Source organism: Planomonospora parontospora (assembly GCA_014647935.1).
Taxonomy (GTDB): Bacteria; Actinomycetota; Actinomycetes; order Streptosporangiales; family Streptosporangiaceae; genus Planomonospora; species Planomonospora parontospora.
The window spans coordinates 9248-25610 of the sequence record BMQD01000021.1 but is presented as its reverse complement, the minus strand read 5'-3'; the positions used below and the strand labels follow the sequence as shown (position 1 = coordinate 25610).

General features: G+C 73.1%; 10 protein-coding genes and 1 tRNA gene. 2 read left to right on the top strand and 9 right to left on the bottom strand.

The window, feature by feature from the left end; genetic code table 11:
- Positions 1–70 precede the first annotated feature (70 nt).
- The 4 genes from IEZ07_RS27140 to IEZ07_RS27125 form a co-directional block, all read right to left on the bottom strand.
- Complete coding sequence (locus IEZ07_RS27140) at positions 71–277, bottom strand: SHOCT domain-containing protein (RefSeq protein WP_191897361.1); 207 nt, start codon at positions 275–277, stop codon at positions 71–73.
- A complete protein-coding gene (locus IEZ07_RS27135) occupies positions 277–1809 on the bottom strand; it encodes a cobyric acid synthase (protein WP_191897360.1) in 1533 nt (510 codons plus the stop codon). Before IEZ07_RS27135 ends, IEZ07_RS27140 begins: the two co-directional genes overlap by 1 nt.
- A gap of 202 nt (positions 1810–2011) precedes the next feature.
- Positions 2012–2911, bottom strand: a complete 900-nt coding sequence (locus tag IEZ07_RS27130; protein ID WP_191897359.1) for a cobalamin biosynthesis protein — start codon at positions 2909–2911, stop codon at positions 2012–2014.
- A gap of 240 nt (positions 2912–3151) precedes the next feature.
- The gene (locus IEZ07_RS27125; RefSeq protein WP_191897358.1) at positions 3152–3949 is read right to left on the bottom strand and encodes a phosphotransferase; all 798 of its coding nucleotides are present in this window, start codon (positions 3947–3949) and stop codon (positions 3152–3154) included.
- A gap of 252 nt (positions 3950–4201) precedes the next feature.
- Between IEZ07_RS27125 and IEZ07_RS27120 the strand changes: the two genes are divergently transcribed.
- Positions 4202–4275 (top strand) — tRNA-Arg (locus tag IEZ07_RS27120).
- Positions 4276–4540: 265 nt separating this feature from the next.
- Here the strand turns inward: IEZ07_RS27120 and IEZ07_RS27115 are convergent.
- Complete coding sequence (locus IEZ07_RS27115; protein ID WP_191897357.1) at positions 4541–5641, bottom strand: integrase core domain-containing protein; 1101 nt, start codon at positions 5639–5641, stop codon at positions 4541–4543.
- 149 nt (positions 5642–5790) lie between these two features.
- On the opposite strand from IEZ07_RS27115, the gene IEZ07_RS27110 reads away from it, so the two are divergent.
- Positions 5791–6093 (top strand): aldo/keto reductase, encoded by a 303-nt coding sequence (locus IEZ07_RS27110; RefSeq protein WP_204054632.1) that lies wholly within the window; start codon positions 5791–5793, stop codon positions 6091–6093.
- A 57-nt stretch (positions 6094–6150) separates the two neighbouring features.
- Here the strand turns inward: IEZ07_RS27110 and IEZ07_RS27105 are convergent, their stop codons facing one another.
- From IEZ07_RS27105 to IEZ07_RS27090, 4 genes are all read right to left on the bottom strand, one after another.
- Positions 6151–6426: a hypothetical protein gene (locus tag IEZ07_RS27105; protein ID WP_191897356.1), complete on the bottom strand. Its 276-nt coding sequence runs from the start codon at positions 6424–6426 to the stop codon at positions 6151–6153.
- 311 nt (positions 6427–6737) lie between these two features.
- Entirely contained in the window at positions 6738–7715 is a 978-nt protein-coding gene (locus IEZ07_RS27100; protein ID WP_191897355.1) for a TauD/TfdA family dioxygenase, read from the bottom strand.
- Complete coding sequence (locus tag IEZ07_RS27095) at positions 7712–13213, bottom strand: non-ribosomal peptide synthetase/MFS transporter (RefSeq protein WP_191897354.1); 5502 nt, start codon at positions 13211–13213, stop codon at positions 7712–7714. The genes IEZ07_RS27100 and IEZ07_RS27095 overlap by 4 nt, the downstream gene beginning before the upstream one ends.
- On the bottom strand, positions 13210–16362 hold the full coding sequence (locus IEZ07_RS27090; protein ID WP_191897353.1) for a non-ribosomal peptide synthetase: 3153 nt from the start codon (positions 16360–16362) through the stop codon (positions 13210–13212). Before IEZ07_RS27090 ends, IEZ07_RS27095 begins: the two co-directional genes overlap by 4 nt.
- Between the last annotated feature and the right edge of the window lies 1 nt (position 16363).

Below are 16363 nucleotides of genomic sequence, written 5' to 3'. Positions count from 1 at the left end.
CCGGAACGCTCCGGCCCCCGGGCGGTTCCGCTCCGGTTTTCCGCACAGCACCGGAAGGCACCGGGAACGGCTACCAGTCCTGGGAGAGGCCGGACATGCGGCGGAGGTACTCGTCCTCGTCGATCTCACCGGCCGCGTAGCGCCGCCTGAGGATCTCCCTGGGATCGTCGGGGGCCGGTCCGCGGCGCGCCCTGGAGGCACGCGCCATGAGGGCGAGGCCGAGCACCACCGCGGCAATCACGGCGACGACGAGGAGCGCCACCGCGAACCGGGCCATCACCGTTCACCGTCCATGCCTCCATTCTGCGAGAAATCCGGCGCTTCGTGGAGGGCCCCGCCGGGAGGGAGCACCGGCAGGCCCTCGGGGGCACCGCCTTCCAGCAGACGGAGCAGGGCCCCGGTGTCCACATGCCGCTCGACGAGATCTCCGAGGGCGTCCAGGCGCTCCTCGCGCAGCGCGGCGAAGCAGGTCCCCGGCGCGGGGGCGAAGTCCCGGCCGGAGACGGCGGCCACCTCGCGCAGGAACGCCCGGCGGAAGTCGTCGTTCTCCAGCGCCCCGTGCCAGGTGGTCCCCCAGACCGTCCCGGCCCGGCAGCCGTCCAGGAACGGCTCCGCCCCGTCGTCGGGAGTCACCGTCCCGTGGTGGATCTCGTAGGCGGCCACCCGGTGGCCGTAGGCGCTCCCGACCGGGCGGCCCAGGGTCTTGTCCGCGGCGAACTCGACCGCGGCGGGCAGCAGCCCGAGCCCCTCGACCCGTCCGGCCCCCGACTCGACGTCGTCGCGGATGGTCCGGGCGAGCATCTGGTAGCCGCCGCAGATGCCCAGCACGACCCGGCCGCGCAGCGCCTCCGCCAGGCCCGTGGCCCGCAGCCAGGCCAGGTCGGAGACCGTGGCGCGGGAACCGGGCAGGACCACCAGGTCGGCGTCGTCCAGCTCCGCCGGGGAGGTCACGAAGCGCACGACCACGCCGGGCTCGCAGGCCAGCGCGTCGACGTCGGTGAAGTTGGAGACGCGCGGCAGCCGGACCACCGCGACCCGCAGCGTCTGCCGGCCGTACGGCGTGCGCGCCGCGGCGGCGGGCCGGTTGTCCAGGGCCAGGGAGTCCTCGACGTCGAGCCAGAGGCCGTCCAGCCACGGCAGCACGCCGTACACCTCGCGCCCCGTCAGGTTCCTGAGCATGTCCAGCCCCGGTTCGAGGAGCTCGCGCGCGCCCCGGAACTTGTTGATGACGAATCCGGCGATCAACGCCTGGTCGGCGGGTTCCAGCAGCCCCACCGTGCCGTAGAGCGAGGCGAAGACCCCGCCCCGGTCGATGTCGCCGACCACGATGACCGGCAGGTCCGCGGCGCGGGCCAGACCCATGTTGGCGATGTCGCCCCGGCGCAGGTTGATCTCCGCCGGGCTGCCCGCCCCCTCGCAGACCACCACGTCGTAGCGCTCCCGCAACCGCCGCAGCGCCTCGACGGCCGTCTCCCGGAGGTGGTCCTTGACCTGCCAGTACTCCATCGCGTCGACGTCGGCGAGCGGCCGGCCCATGACCACGACCTGGCTGCGCCGGTCACTGCCCGGCTTGAGCAGGATCGGGTTCATGTCGGCGCTCGGCTCCAGGCCGCATGCGGCGGCCTGCATCGCCTGCGCCCGGCCGATCTCCGCGCCGTCGGCGGTGACGAAGGAGTTGAGCGACATGTTCTGCGCCTTGTACGGCGCGACCTTCACCCCCTGCCGCGCCAGCCACCGGCAGATCCCGGCGGTGACCACGCTCTTGCCCGCGTCGGAGGTCGTCCCGGCGACCAGCAGCGCGCCTCTCATCCCCGTGCCCGCCCTCTCTCCCGCCGGTCGCCGCCCGTCGGCGCCGGCTCCGCCGTACCCGCCCGGCGGGACGAGCCCGCCGGCGCCGCGGCCCTGCCGTACCCCGTCCGGCGCGGGAAGCGCTCCGGCCGCGCTTCGCCCATGCGCCGGACGGCCGCCGGTCGTCCGGCGGCCCTTCGGCGGTCGTCCGGCGCGTGCGCGGTCAGCCGCGCAGCGCGGCGAGGACGGCGAGTCCCGCAGCGGCGAACCCTACCGCGCGCGCCAGCCGTACCGAGCGGCGGATGTCCGGGACCGACGGTTTCGGCCCGTCACCCATCTCCGGCCGGTGCTCCACGCGGTTCCCGTAGACGTTCACACCGCCGAGCGTGACGTCGAGCGCACCGGCGAACGCCGCCTCGCACCGGCCCGAGTTCGGGCTCGGGTGGCGGTGGCCGTCCCGGCGGAGCACTGCCAGCGCCCGGCCGGCCGAACCGCTCACCAGGGGGGCGCCGAGAGCCGAGAGCACCCCGGTGATCCGGGCCGGTACGGCGTTGGCCACGTCGTCGAGCCGGGCGGCGGCCCAGCCGAAGCGCTCGTAGCGGGCGTTGCGGTGGCCGACCATGGCGTCCAGGGTGTTGACCGCGCGGTAGACCAGCAGTCCGGGGACCCCCGCCACGGCCCCCCACAGCAGCGGCGCGACCACCGCATCGGAGGTGTTCTCGGCGATCGACTCGACCGTGGCCCGGGCCAGCTCGGGCGGCTCCAGGCGGGAGGGGTCGCGCCCGCACAGGTGCGACAGCCTTCCCCGCGCCCCGGCGAGGTCACCGGCCTCCAGGAAGGACGCCATGGCCGCGCCCTCGCGCCCCAGCGTCGTCCCGCCCAGCACCGACCAGGTGGCCGCGGCGCTCACGACCCCCCGTGCCAGCGGGTCGCGCACCCGGGACGCGGCCGTGCCGAGCAGGGCCACGGATCCGACGCAGACGGCGACGTGGACGACGCCGGCGGCCCGGGCGTCACCGTACGTCCTCTTCTCCAGCGCCGCGGCGGCCGTGCCGAACAGCGCGACCGGGTGCCCGCGGCGCGGATCGGCGAAGAGCGCGTCGAGCACGACCCCGGCGAGCATCCCGAGAGCGTGGGCCCGCGCAGCGGCTCTCCCGGTCCTTCCGGCCGCGGTTCTCCCCGATGCGTTCTTCCCCGGTGCGGCGGTACTTCTAGACAAGGCGAATCTTCCTAGGCGAGGCGGGTCTCAGTTGACGGGACGGGTCTCAACTAATGGGACGGTTCCTGCCGGGTGTGGGTCCCTCCGGGCTCCTCCCGGGGGATCCCACTGGACATCCCTCCCAGGCTCCTCCCGGGGAACCCGCTAGACGAGGTGGGCATGCAGCTCATCCTGGTGCTCGTCGAGCCATGCCCCGGCCCTGCGGATGCGCGCCCCCGCGCCCTCGGCCCACATCCGGGCCCAGCCGCCGCCCGCGGCGGCCCTGGTGCGCATGATGACGTAGGAGCGGCTGAAGCGCAGTCGGGCGAGGTCGAGGAGGCGCCTTCGGTCGCGAGCCGGCAGGCCGTACGCGTCGCAGAACAGGCGCAGGCGCGGGCCGACCGCCAGCTCCCGCTGGGCGGGGTCCAGGTCGACGGGGTCGGCGAGAGGCGCCCAGTGGCGCAGCGTGGTCACGACGTCGAACAGCCGGGTGGTGGGCCGGGCCAGGTCGAAGTCGATGAACGCGTACGGCAGGCCGTCCCGGAAGAGCACGTTGTCCAGGTTGACGTCGCAGTGGCCGACCAGTTCGGCGGCCCGGTCGTCGTTGGACCCGTCCTCCCAGACCGCGTCGCGGGGCGGCCGGAAGGTCTCGGCGGCATCGTGGAAGCGCCGCAGCAGGCCGGCCAGGGCCGCCAGGGCCTCGTCGGTGACCGCGTACTCCGGCAGCGGCCGGACTCCGGACTCGCCGTCGAGATAGGTGAGGACCTCCCGTCCCCGCTCGTCGAGGCCCACCACCCGGGGCGCGCCGTCGAAACCCTCGGCCTCCAGGTGCCGCAGCAGCGCGTGCACGGACGGCGTGGACGGCCGGGTGGGCCTGCGCACGGTCTCCCCGACGCGCACCACGCCCTCCGTCACATCGCCGCCCAGCAGAGGGATCTCCTCGTGGGACGTGGCGACGAACATGGCAATTGAGCCTAGACCGGCCCGTCCGGTGGTCGGGCCTGTTCCGGCCGGACCGGTACCCGTTCCGTTGAAAGACCGCTCGACAGCCGGACCATGATCGACTCACCTCCATCCACCCCCTTCGACCTCGCACTTCTCCGGATCCGCCCCCCTGCCGGGAGGGCATCCCGGCACCCCCACGGAGTGATCTTCCTGACACGGTGGGAAAACCGATGCATGGGCACTCGCCGGATCATGCACAATTAGGCAGGAGCGCCCTTAGCTCAGCTGGATAGAGCACCGGACTTCTAATCCGACGGTCGCAGGTTCGAATCCTGCAGGGCGCGCTTTTGATCATGGCCTGACCTGCGAAAACTCGGAGGACAGGTCTCTTCTGGAATGAAATTCCGGCCCCTGCGTGCTCGTGGCGTGCTCGCGTGCACGGACCGTGCACACACCATGATCGAATGGGTCCTCAGCGCCACTCCCACCGACCATGACGTCGCTGTGGCCACGATGAGCTCTCCTCACACCTTCCGCAAGTGTTCCGGATCTTCTACGACCACTCGGTGACAAGAACCGTGCGCCTGCCGAAAATTCCGTCCGTGCAGGTCAAGCGGCATGTGAGTACTCGTGGAGGACTCCGCCGAGCCGGTCCCGTCTGTGTACGCTCAGCTCGGCGATGCGCGTCGGATCCGTGATCGGGTCCGGGACGGCGCGTAGCGGGGCCGCTTGTTCCAGTGCCTGATGGGCCCGGTGCCGGTTGTAGAAGTGTTCGTACTCCCGTAGAGCGTGCCGTAGATGGCGTTCGTTCCATACCAGGCAGCGGTCGAGAAGTTCACGGCGGCATGACTGCACCCACCGCTCCATGACCGCGTTCATGCGCGGTACTCGGACACCGGTGAGCACGGTCCGGATGCCGGCCTCGGCCAGGATCTCGTCCATGAGGGCGGGGAACTTCCCGTCCCGGTCCCGGATCAGGTAGCCCGCCCGGCAGCCGGCCTCTTCCAGGTCCATCACGAGGTTCTTCATCGCCTGGACGACCCAGACCGCGGTCGGATGGGCGGTGGTGCCCAGCACGCGGACGCGCCTGCTGGCGTGCTCGATGACGGCCAGGATGTACTGGCGCTGCCCGGTGAGGGTGACGGTCTCGATGAAGTCGCAGGCCAGCAGCGCATCGGCTTGCGAGCGCAGGAAGTCGGCCCAGGTGACCGACGCCCGCTCAGGTGCCGGATCAACGCCTTCTTGCTTGAGGATCTCCCACACGGTGGAGGGCGCGACCGTGATGCCGAGCACGGCCAGCTCGCCGTGTACTCGCCGATATCCCCAGGACGGGTTCTCCCTGACCAGGCGCAGGACGAGCGCTCGGATGGAGCGGACCGTGGGCGGGCGCCCCGACCGCCTGGGCTTACTGATGCGGGCGTGCCGCCGTCTAATGAGATCGCGGTGCCAGCGCAGGACGGTATCCGGACGGACGATGAGCCGCACCCGGCGCAGGACCTCGCGGGGCAGTGATGTCAGCAGGGCGGCGAGGAAGGCACGGTCCTCGGGAGCGAATCTCACCCTGGTACCGGCACCGAGCTGCCGTTCGAGAACGGTGATCTGGTGGCGGAGAGCGAGGATCTCGACGTCCTTGTCCCGATCGCTCACCGGCAGCAACCGCAGCGCGGCGAAGGCGTTCGTGACGGCGAGATAGGCCAGGCGAAGCAGCACGGACGATCATCATGCCGCACGCCGAGCAACAGGGAGTCACTCGCGTCAGGAGATCCCCAGCAAGCCCATGACCTGGCCGGACGACATTATCGGCAAGCGCAGGGTCGAGGGGGAAGGCCGGCGGGCGGGCTCCCACGTTCATCGGGAGAGTGCTGGGCCGGCCGCTCCTCGAACGCGTGCAGGACCTCATCCCCCTCGCCGGGGAATGCGGCATGTCGGCCGCGCAGCTCGCCATCGCCTGGGTGCTCCGGCAACCGGGGGTCTCCTCGGTGGTCGCCGGGGCCACCAGGCCCGAGCAGGTCACCGAGAACGCCGCGGCGTCCGGTCGAACGCTCGATGACGCCGCCCTGAAGCGCGTGGACGAGGTGCTCGGAGACCTCGTCGACCGTGATCACGGCAAGACCGCGCAGATGATGGCGGTCAAGCCGAGCTGGACGAGAACCACACCCTGACCTCGGGGACCTCGGGGACGGCTCCCGCTTCGCGATCACCCCTGGGAGGATGAGGCGTCAGTTGGAGGCGCCGTTCGGGCCCGCCGTGGTGGACGACGAATCGTAGGAATCGTCGCCGCTGCGGCTGCTGGGCTCGTCGTCGCCGCTCTCCGTGCCGGAAGCGGAACCGCCGCTCTCCGTGCCGGAAGCCGGACCGCCGCCGTCGCAGAGTCTGCGGAGCGGGCTCTTGCCGTGGCAGGAGACGCCGCCCCCCGCCATCGCCGTGGCGGGGATCTGAAGCGCCAGTGCCGTCACGGTGACCCCCGCGAGGGTGATGCGCGACATCCTGCCCATAGGAATTCCTCTCGTCCTGGCTCTGCCCGGCCGGAGACCCGGACCGTATCCGGTCTCCACTTCGGACAGCTGCGACGAAACGGCTCCGGATGCAGGGAACCGATACCCATCGCTCCAATCCATCAAAACACGGAGAGTAACCGGCATGTACCAGTGCCGGAATCCGAGCACCGCGTCCTGCATGACCGGAACGATGGATTTCAGTGCTCCTGGTCAGAGCCGGCGAGCCCGCCTCATGCGGGCTCGCCGGCTCTCGGAGACCAGGGCGTGTCACAGGGCGGCCGGGTCCGACGCCTCCGGTCGCCGGGCGGTCAGGCGGTCATGGCGACCAGGATCCGGCGGGGGCCGGTGAACGGCTCCCTGCCGTGCGCGCACAGCATGTTGTTGATGATCATCAGGTCGCCCCGGCGCCAGGGGAAGCCGAAGGAGGCCTCGTCGTAGGCGGCCTTGACCGCGGCGAGGTCGGCCGGATCGATCGGGGTGCCGTCGCCCAGGTAGGCGTTCCGCGGCAGGTCCGCCTCGTCGTACAGCGACAGCAGCGCCTCCCGGACCTCCTCGTCCAGGCTGGTGACGTGGAACAGGTTGGCCTGGTTGAACCAGACCCGCTCCCCCGTGAGCGGCTCGGTCTGCCAGGAGGGCCGGTGGTGCCTGGTGCGCAGGCCGTCGTCGGTCCACTCGAACGTCTGCCCGTGCCGCGCGCAGTACTCCTCCACCGCCGCGGGGTCGTCGGTCTGGAACGACTCCTGCCAGGACAGGCCCAGCCCTTCCCGGAAGGCCCTGGTGTACACGACGCCGCCCGCGAACCGGTTCCGCACCTCCTCGGGGAGCAGGCGGAGCACCGCCCTGCTGTCCGCGATCGGGGTGGCCCCGCCGGTGGCCGCGGCCACGTCGCAGTAGAAGAACAGGTGGCCCGGCCAGGTGTCCGAGTAGGAGTTCTCGTTGTGCATCGGCAGCGGCTGGTCGGCCGGGTACTCGGTGGAGGTGTAGATGGACTCGGTCACGGACGTGCGCGGGGTGGAGCGTTCGGTGTAGCGCAGCGGGTCGCCGCCGACGACCCGGACGATCCGGTCGAACAGGTCGAGGTCGGCGGGCAGGTCGCGGAGCAGCACCGCGCCGTGCGCGGCCAGGGCCGCCCGCAGCCCGTCGCGGTGGGTCTCCACCCAGCCGAGGTGGTCGGTCATGCCTGGCCCGAGGCCGTACACCGTGATCGTGGTGTGCTCGTTGCCGTCCAGGCGGCCGGTCACCGGCCCGAGCCGGGCCGGGTGCGCGGAGGTGGTGACATCCGTCATGATGCGTCGGTTCCTTTCAGGCGGCGTTGCCGTTCCTGCATGCCGATGAGGTCGTCGGGGAGCGAGTCGGGCACCTCGGTGTCGAAGCGGCGCAGCAGCGGGATGGTCGACGCGCAGGCGGTGACGGCGGCCATCATCAGCGCGAAGACGATGTAGGTGAGGCCGACGCCCCGCCCGTCCCCGGTGCCGATGACCGCGCCGACCGAGCCGGCGAGCGCGCCGTCCGGCTGCAGCATGGGGTTGAACAGGCCGGTGGCCAGGGGCGCCAGCACGGCGAAACCGAGCGGCAGGGTGGACCAGGAGATGGCCTGGTTGAGCGCGAGCACCCGGCCGTGGAACCGCTGCGGCACCTTGACCTGGACCAGCGTCACGTAGATGCCCTGGGAGACCGTCATCGCCATCGCCATGCAGAAGACGCCGAAGGCGACCACGGCCAGGGACGGCCGCAGGCCCATCACCAGGCACCCGGCGGCCATGCCCAGGTTGCCCAGGAACACGCCGGCCATCCGGCGCCTCCTCGGGCCGCCCCAGAGCGCCATCGCGATTCCGCCGGTCACCGCGCCCAGCGCCTCGGCCACCGCCACCTGGGCGACCTGGTCGACCGTGCCGAAGGAGAGCGTCAGCGGAACCGTCAGCACCAGGGCGGGCCCCAGGAAGACGTTGGCGACGGCGAAGTAGACGACCATGGACCGGAACCCGCGGAGGTTCCAGGAGAACCGCAGGCCTTCGGTGATCGAGGTGACCAGCGTCTCCTTGCGGCGGAAGCCGAGCGTGTCGGGGAAGCGGACGACCAGCAGCACCGCGACGGCGAACAGGTAGCTCGCCACGTCGATGGCCAGGACGCCTGGCAGGCCGATCGCGACGTACAGCCCGGCGCCCATCAGGGGGGCGAGCAGCATCGCGAACCCGTTGGTGAGCTGGGTGAGGCCCACCGCGTGGCCCAGGTAGCGCTTGGGCACCAGCTGCGGCACCGCGGTCTGGAAGGCCAGCCGCTGGTAGGTGCCGGCCATCGAGTTGAGCGGCAGCAGCAGGTAGATGGTCCACAGGTCCAGCCGGCCGGTCCACAGCAGCAGCGCGATGCAGAGCTGGATCGCGCCCGAGACGCCGCTGGCGGCGATCATGACGCGCCGCCGGTCGAACCGGTCGATCAGCGGTCCGGCGACGGGCAGCATCGCCACCCCGCAGATCAGCGTCAGCGCCCACAGCAGGCCGAGGTCGGCCACCGACCCCGTCCGGTCGAACAGCCACACCGGTACGGCGAAGCCGGTCAGCGCCGACCCGGTCGCCGAGACCAGCTGCCCGATCGCGACGCTGAGGAACCGGCGGTTGCTCGGCTCCACCGCGCGTGTTCCGGCGTCCTGGCCGGGCTCGGCGGGGTAGTGCGTGTCCTGCAGCGCCCAGGCGGCGTCGGGGCCCCGCCCGGCGGGGCCGTACTCGGCGGTCTCCCGCCGGGCCATCGCCGGGTGGATGCTCGTGACGATCTCGGCCAGCTCCTCCGCGCGGTGCTTCAGGAAGAAGTGGCCGGCCTGGTCGAGCACCACCAGCCCGGTGGTGCCGGTGAGGAACTCCCATTCCCGGTACCGCTCGGTGTGGTAGTCGGTGACCGGGTCCTCGGAGCCGACCACCGAGATGATCGGAGCCCGCATCGGCTCCGGGCGCCGGTCGAGCAGCTCGGTGAAGTACTCCTCGGCGGCCCGGGAGTCGGCGCGCATGTTGCCGATGATCCGGTCGGCCTGCTCCGGGTCGAGCTCGTCGGTGTCGACGCCCATGCCCTTCAGCCAGTTGGCGTACTCGCGGTTGCTGCGCAGCTTCTCCAGCCGGGTCCGCAGCCTGCCGACGACCCCCTTGATCCGGGCGAACGGGAACATGGCGCCGATGTAGACCGCGTCCACGTCCCGGCCGGCCTCGGCCAGCTTCCGTGCCACGCCGACCGCGATGGCGCTGCCGACGCCGCAGTGCCCGTACAGGACCAGCGGGCCGTCCACCCGTTCCCGGACCTCCTCCGCGATCCGGTCCACCAGCTCGTGGAAGGGCAGCCCCTCCTCGTTCAGGCCCACGTCGTGGCCGGGGATGGCCACCGAGTACAGCGCGTGCCCGGCGGGGAGGGCGTCGGCGAGCGGCTGGTAGACGATCGCGCTGCCGCCGCCGTACGGCACGCAGACGTAGGAGAGGGTGCGCGCGGCGCCCTTCGGGGTCAGCTCGTACAGCAGCCGCTGCGGCCCGGTGTCCGCGTCGGCGCCCGCGTCGACGAAGGCGGCCAGTTCGCGGATGGTGCGGTTCTGGAACAGGTCCATCACGCCGACCGGGCGTCCCGAGCCGTCGGACGCCTTGCGGATCCTGGCCACCACCTGGGTGGCGAGCAGGGAGTGGCCGCCGGAGTCGAAGAAGTCGTCGTGGACGCCGAGCCGTTCCACGCCGAGGACCTCGGTCCAGATGCCGGCCAGCATCCGTTCGGTGGCGGTCTCCGGCTCGACCAGCTCCGCGGTGGCGTCCCGCGTCGCCTGCGGGGCCGGCAGCGCCTTGCGGTCCAGCTTGCCGTTGGGGGACAGCGGGAGCGCGTCCAGGGTGACGAACGCGGCCGGCACCATGTAGTCGGGCAGGTTCCGCTTCAGCGCGGCCCGCAGCCCGGCGGCGTCGGCCTCCGCCTCGCCGGAGGCCGTCAGGTAGGCGACCAGCCGCTTGTCCCCCGGCGTGTCCTCGCGGACGACCACCACCGCGTCGGCGACGCCGTCGCAGTCGCGCAGCGCCGTCTCGATCTCCCCGAGCTCGATGCGCAGGCCGCGCAGTTTCACCTGGTGGTCGATGCGGCCGAGGAATTCCAGGTTCCCGTCGTGGCGGCGGCGCGCCAGGTCGCCGGTGCGGTACAGCCGGGCGCCCGGGTCGGCGCCGAACGGGTCGGGGACGAACCGTTCGGCGGTGAGCGCCGGACGGCGGTGGTATCCCCTGGCCACTCCCACTCCCCCGATGTGCAGCTCACCGGGCACCCCGATCGGGGCGGGCCGCCCGTGCCGGTCGAGGACGTAGAGGCGGATGTTGGAGATCGGGGCGCCGATCGGCAGGGTCACCGCCCCGGCCACGGCCTCGGGGCGGCAGTGCCACGAGGTGACGTCGATGGCGGCCTCGGTGGGGCCGTACAGGTTGTGCAGCTCGCAGTCCGGCAGCACGGCCGTGAACGCGGCCGCGGTGGCCGCGGGGAGCTCCTCCCCGCTGCAGATCACCCGGCGCAGCGCCGTGCAGTCCCCCGCGGCCTGCTCGTCGTCGGCGAGGAACACCGCCAGCATCGAGGGGACGAAGTGCGCGGTGGTCACGTCCTCGCTGATCAGCAGCTCGCGCAGGTACGCCGCGTCCTTGTGGCCACCCGGCCTGGCGAGCACCAGCCGCGCCCCGGCGAGCAGCGGCCAGAAGAACTCCCACACCGACACGTCGAATCCGGCCGGGGTCTTCTGCAGCACGACGTCGTCGCCGCCCAGCCGGTAGGTCCGCTGCATCCACTGCAGCCGGTTCACGATGCCGCGGTGGGTGTTGGGCACGCCCTTGGGGCGACCGGTGGACCCCGAGGTGTAGATGACGTAGGCGGCGTTGGCGGAGGTGGCCGGCGACCGGGGGCCGTCGGCGGGCCGGTCCGCCCACTCGGCGGGGTCGTCGAGGTCCAGGACGGTCGCCTCGGTGGCCGGGACCGTCTCCCGGAGCCGTCCCTGGGTCAGCACGACCGGGGCGCCGGCGTCTTCGATCATGAACGCCAGCCGGTCGGCCGGGTACTCCGGGTCGAGCGGCAGGTACGCCGCCCCCGCCTTGAGCACGCCCAGCAGCGCCACTACCAGCTCGGCCGACCGCTCGGCGTAGACGCCGACCAGGGTCTCCGGTCCTGCCCCCAGCCGACGCAGCCGGTGCGCCACCCGGTCCGCCCGCTCGTTCAGCTCGGCGTAGGTGAGGTGGCGGCCCTCGAAGGTCACCGCGACCGCGCCTGGCGTCCGGGCGGCCTGGTCCTCGACCAGGCCGTGCAGCGTCGCCTGCCCGTCCAGCTCGGCGCCGGTGTCGTTCCACACGTCCACCAGCAGCGTCCGCTCGTCGGCGGGCAGGATCGGCAGTTCCGACACCCGGGTGGCGGGGGCGGCGACGATCGACCGCAGGAGGGTGACGAACCGGGCCGCCATCCTCGCCACGGTCGGTTCGTCGAACAGCGCCGTGTTGTGGACGAACTTGACGATCAGCCCGTCCTCGACCTCGATGACGTGCAGCTCGATGTCGAAGCGGGTGGCCGGCAGGTCCATCGGCAGCCACTCGATGCGCAGGTCGGAGCCGCCCGCCTCGGCGATCCGGCCCATCTGGTAGTTCTGCAGCGCGAACATCGCCTGGAACACCGGCGACCGGCTGACGTCGCGGGGCACGCCGAGCGCGTTGACCAGCTGCTCGAACGGCACCTCGGCGTGGTCGAAGGCGTCGAGCACGCCGACCCGGGTGCGTTCGAGCAGTTCGTCGAAGGTGGGGTCGTCACCGAGCCGGGCGCGCATCGGGAGCATGTTGACGAACATGCCGACCACGTTCTCCAGCTCCGCCAGCGACCGGCCGGCCGAGGAGGACCCGACCGCGAAGTCGTCCTGGCCGGAGTGCCGCGCCAGCAGCACCTGGTAGGCGGCGAGCAGTGTCATGAACAGCGTCGCGCCGCGTTCCCTGGAGAACCGGTTGACCGCGCCGGTGAGCTCGGCGTCGACCTCGACGACGTGCCGGCCGCCGTCGAAGACCTGGGTGGCGGGCCGCGGCCGGTCGGCGGGCAGCTCCAGGGGCGGCACGCCGGCGAGCCGGTCGCTCCAGAACGCCAGCTGCCGGTCCAGCTCCGGGCCGGTCTGGGTCCGCCGCTGCCAGTGCGCGAAGTCGCCGTAGGAGACCGGCAGGCCGGGGAGCCCGGCCTGCGTACCGGTGCGCCGCGCGTGGTAGGCGGCGGCGAGGTCGCGCAGCAGCAGGTCCACCGACCAGCCGTCGCCGACGATGTGGTGGGTCGTGACCAGCAGGCGGTGGTCCTCGTCGGCCAGCCTGACCAGCAGGGCGCGCAGCAGCGGGCCCTGCTCCAGGTCGAAGGGCTCGGCGGCCGCCTCGCCGATCAGCGCCTGCGCCGCGGCCTCGTCACCGGCCGCCACGACGCGCAGCGGCACCGCGGCGGAGGGCTCGACGCGGACCGCGGGGCGGCCCTCCGCGTCGGCGGGGAACCGCATGCGCAGCGCCTCGTGCCGGGCCGGGAGCGTCTGCAGGGCCCGGTCCAGCAGCTCGAGGTCGAGCTCTCCGGTGAGGCGCATCGGGACCGGGATGTTGTACTGGCTCGTGCCCGGCGCGAACTGCTCCATGAACCAGACCCGCTCCTGCTGGTAGGACAGGGGCGGGGCGGTTCCCTCGGGGCGGGGCGTCACGGTGGCGGCGGTGCGCCGGCGCAGCCGCCGCTCCAGCAGCGCCCGGCGGGCCTCGGCCGGGGAGGGCTTCGGAGGGGTCTCGGGGGTGGTCGTCATGTCCGGCCGTCACCTTCCGCTGCGAGTAGCCGCTCGACGGCCTCGTCGCTGAGTCCGTCGAGGTCTTCGGTGAGCCGCCGCTCGATCTCGGCCGCGAGGTCGGCGACCGTGGTGTGGGAGAACAGCCCGCGGACCGGGATGTCGACCTCGATCCGGCCGCGGATCCTGGCGATGGCCCGGATCGCCAGCAGGGAGTTGCCGCCGAGCTCGAAGAAGTCGTCCTCGGCGCCGACCTTCTCCACTCCGAGCAGGTCGGCGAACACCTCCGCCACCAGTTCCTCCGCGGCGGTGCGGGGCGCGATGTACCTGCGCTCCGGGGCCGCCGGGGCGGGGAGGGCGGCGTGGTCGAGCTTGCCGTTGGCGGTCAGCGGCAGGGCGTCCAGGACGACGTAGCCGGACGGGACCATGTGCGCCGGCAGGGTGGCGGCGAGCGCGCCGTCCACCGCCGCGGCGTCCGCCTCGCCGACCAGGTAGGCGACGAGCCGCCTGCCCTCGGAGGCGTCCTCGCGGACGCCGACGGCGGCGTCGCGGACGCCGGGCAGCGCGCGCAGGGCCGCCTCGATCTCGCCGGGTTCGATGCGGTGGCCGTGCAGCTTGATCTGGTCGTCCGCGCGGCCGGCGAACTCCAGGCTCCCGTCGGCGCGGCGGCGCGCCAGGTCGCCGGTGCGGTACATCCGGCGGCCGGGAGGCCCGTAGGGGCACGGGAGGTAGGCGGCGGCGGTGGCGCCCGGCCGGTTCAGGTAGCCGCGGGTCACCTGGGGGCCGGCGATGTAGAGCTCGCCGACGACGCCGGCGGGCACCGGCCGCAGCCCGTCGTCCAGCACGTAGGCGGTGCTGCCGGGAGCCGGGCGGCCGATCCCGACCGACCCCGCCCGGTCGACCGGGAGCTCCTCGCCCGGGGCCACCGCGGCCATGACGCAGCCGACGGTGGCCTCGGTGGGGCCGTACTCGTTGACGACGGTGACGCCCGGGTGCCGTTCCCGCCAGGCGGTGACCGCGTCGGCGGGCAGCGCCTCACCGCCCAGCACCAGGTCGGCGGCGGGGGCCACCCGGTCGGGCAGCGCCGCCAGCAGCGCCAGGTGGCTGGGGGTGGCCTTGAGGAACGTCGGCCGGTCGCCGGTCGCGGCGTTCTCGTCGAGGGCGGCGAGCCGTACCGCTCCCCCGACGGTCAGCGGCCCGAACAGGCCGGTCACGGTCAGGTCGAACGAGATCGGGGAGTGCAGCAGCGCCTGCCCGGCCAGGCCGGGGTAGGCGGTGCCGGCCCACGCCAGGTAGGCGGCCACCGAACCCTGCTCGACCACGACCCCCTTGGGGGTGCCGGTCGAGCCCGAGGTGTAGATGACGTACGCGACGTTCCCCGGCCCGGCGGCCTGCGCGGAGCCGGCCTCCGGCCCCTCGGCCCGTTCGGCCGTCCACTCGGCCCACTCGGCGGCGTCGTCGACGGCGAGCACGGTCGCGCCGCCGGCGGGCAGGGCGCCCGCCAGGTGCCGCTGGGTGAGCACCACCGCGGCGGCGGAGTCCGCGAGCATGTACGTCACCCGGCCGGCCGGGTAGGCCGGGTCCACCGGCACGTAGCCCGCGCCGGCCTTCCACACCCCCAGCAGGGCGGGGAGCAGTTCCAGGCACGGCTCGGCGTACACCGCGACCAGCGACTCGGGGCCGACGCCCGACCGGCGCAGCCGGTCCGCCACCCGGCCGGCGGCCTCGTCCAGCTCCGCGTAGGTCAGCCGCCGGTCGCCGGCGATCACGGCGGTCGCGTCCGGGGTGCGCGCGGCCTGCGCCTCCACCATCCGCAGCGCCGTGGCGTGCTCGCGCGGCGGTTCCTGCGCCCCCGCCGCCAGCAGGGAAGCGCGCTCGGCCTCGTCCATCAGCGGCAGGTCGCCGATCCGGGTCTCCGGGTCGGCGACGGCGGCGGCCAGGAGGCGCAGGTAGCGTTCGACGAACTTCTCCGCGGTCCCCCGGTCGAACAGGTCGGTGCGGTACAGCAGCCGGCTGACCCCGGTGGTCAGGTCGAATGCCAGGTCGTCCTTCGAGGTGACGTAGGGGATCGGCTCGATGCCGGAGTCGGGGATGTAGTTGAAGCCGATCTGGTAGAGCGGCTGCACCCCCGGGTCCCGCTGCGGCGTGACCGCCTCCACGACCGCCTGGAACGGGACCTGCCCGTGCTCCATGGCGTCGAGCAGGGTCGTGCGGACCCGGCCGAGCAGCCCGGCGAAGGACGGCTCGCCCGAGGTGTCCGTGCGCACCGCCATCTGGTTGACGAACATGCCGACCAGCCCGGCGACCTCCGGCAGGTCCCGGCCGCTCATGGTCACCCCGACCACGATGTCGTCGTCGCGGGACAGCCGGGACAGCAGCGCGGCGTACGCGGTCAGGTACACCATGAAGGGCGTCGCGGCCGCGCGGCGGCCCGCCGCGGCGACCTGCTCCTGCAGCCCTTCCGGCACCGTGAAGCGGACCTCGTCTCCGGCGTAGCCGAGCCGGGCGGGCCGCGGCCGGTCGGTGGGGAGCGCGTGCACGGCGGGCAGCCCCGCCAGCCGCGCCCGCCAGCGCTCCGTCTGCTCGGCCAGCGCCGGGCCGGTGAGCCGGTCGCGCTGCCAGGCGGCGTAGTCGGCGTACTGGACGGGCAGCTCGGGCAGCTCGGCCGGGCGTCCGGCCGCCGCGGCCGCGCACAGCTCGGTGATCTCCTCCGAGAGGATGACGGACGAGGCGGCGTCGAAGACGGCGTGGTGGACCACGAGGTACACCACCCAGCGCGCGTCACCGGTCCTGATCAGCGCGGCCCGCCACAGCGGGGCGCGGTCGGTGCGGAAAGCGGCCTCGGTGACGGCCAGGGCGTGGCCGTACGACCGGGTCCTGCGCTCGTCCTCCGGGAGCGCCCGCAGGTCGTGTACCCGGACGTCGGGTTCGACCTCGGCGTGCACCACCTGGCGGAGGGCGCCGTCGACGATCCTGAGGGACGTGCGGAGCGCCTCGTGCCGTTCCGTGACGGCCTGCAGCGCCGCGACGACCTCATCGGCCTCGAGCGCGTGCGGGACCTCGACCGGGCACTGCAGGTTGAACACCGGCGAGCCGGGTTCCATCTGGTCGGCCAGCCAGATCCGTTCCTGGCCGAACGAGGCGGGGGCCTCCCATTCCTTGGCGGTCACC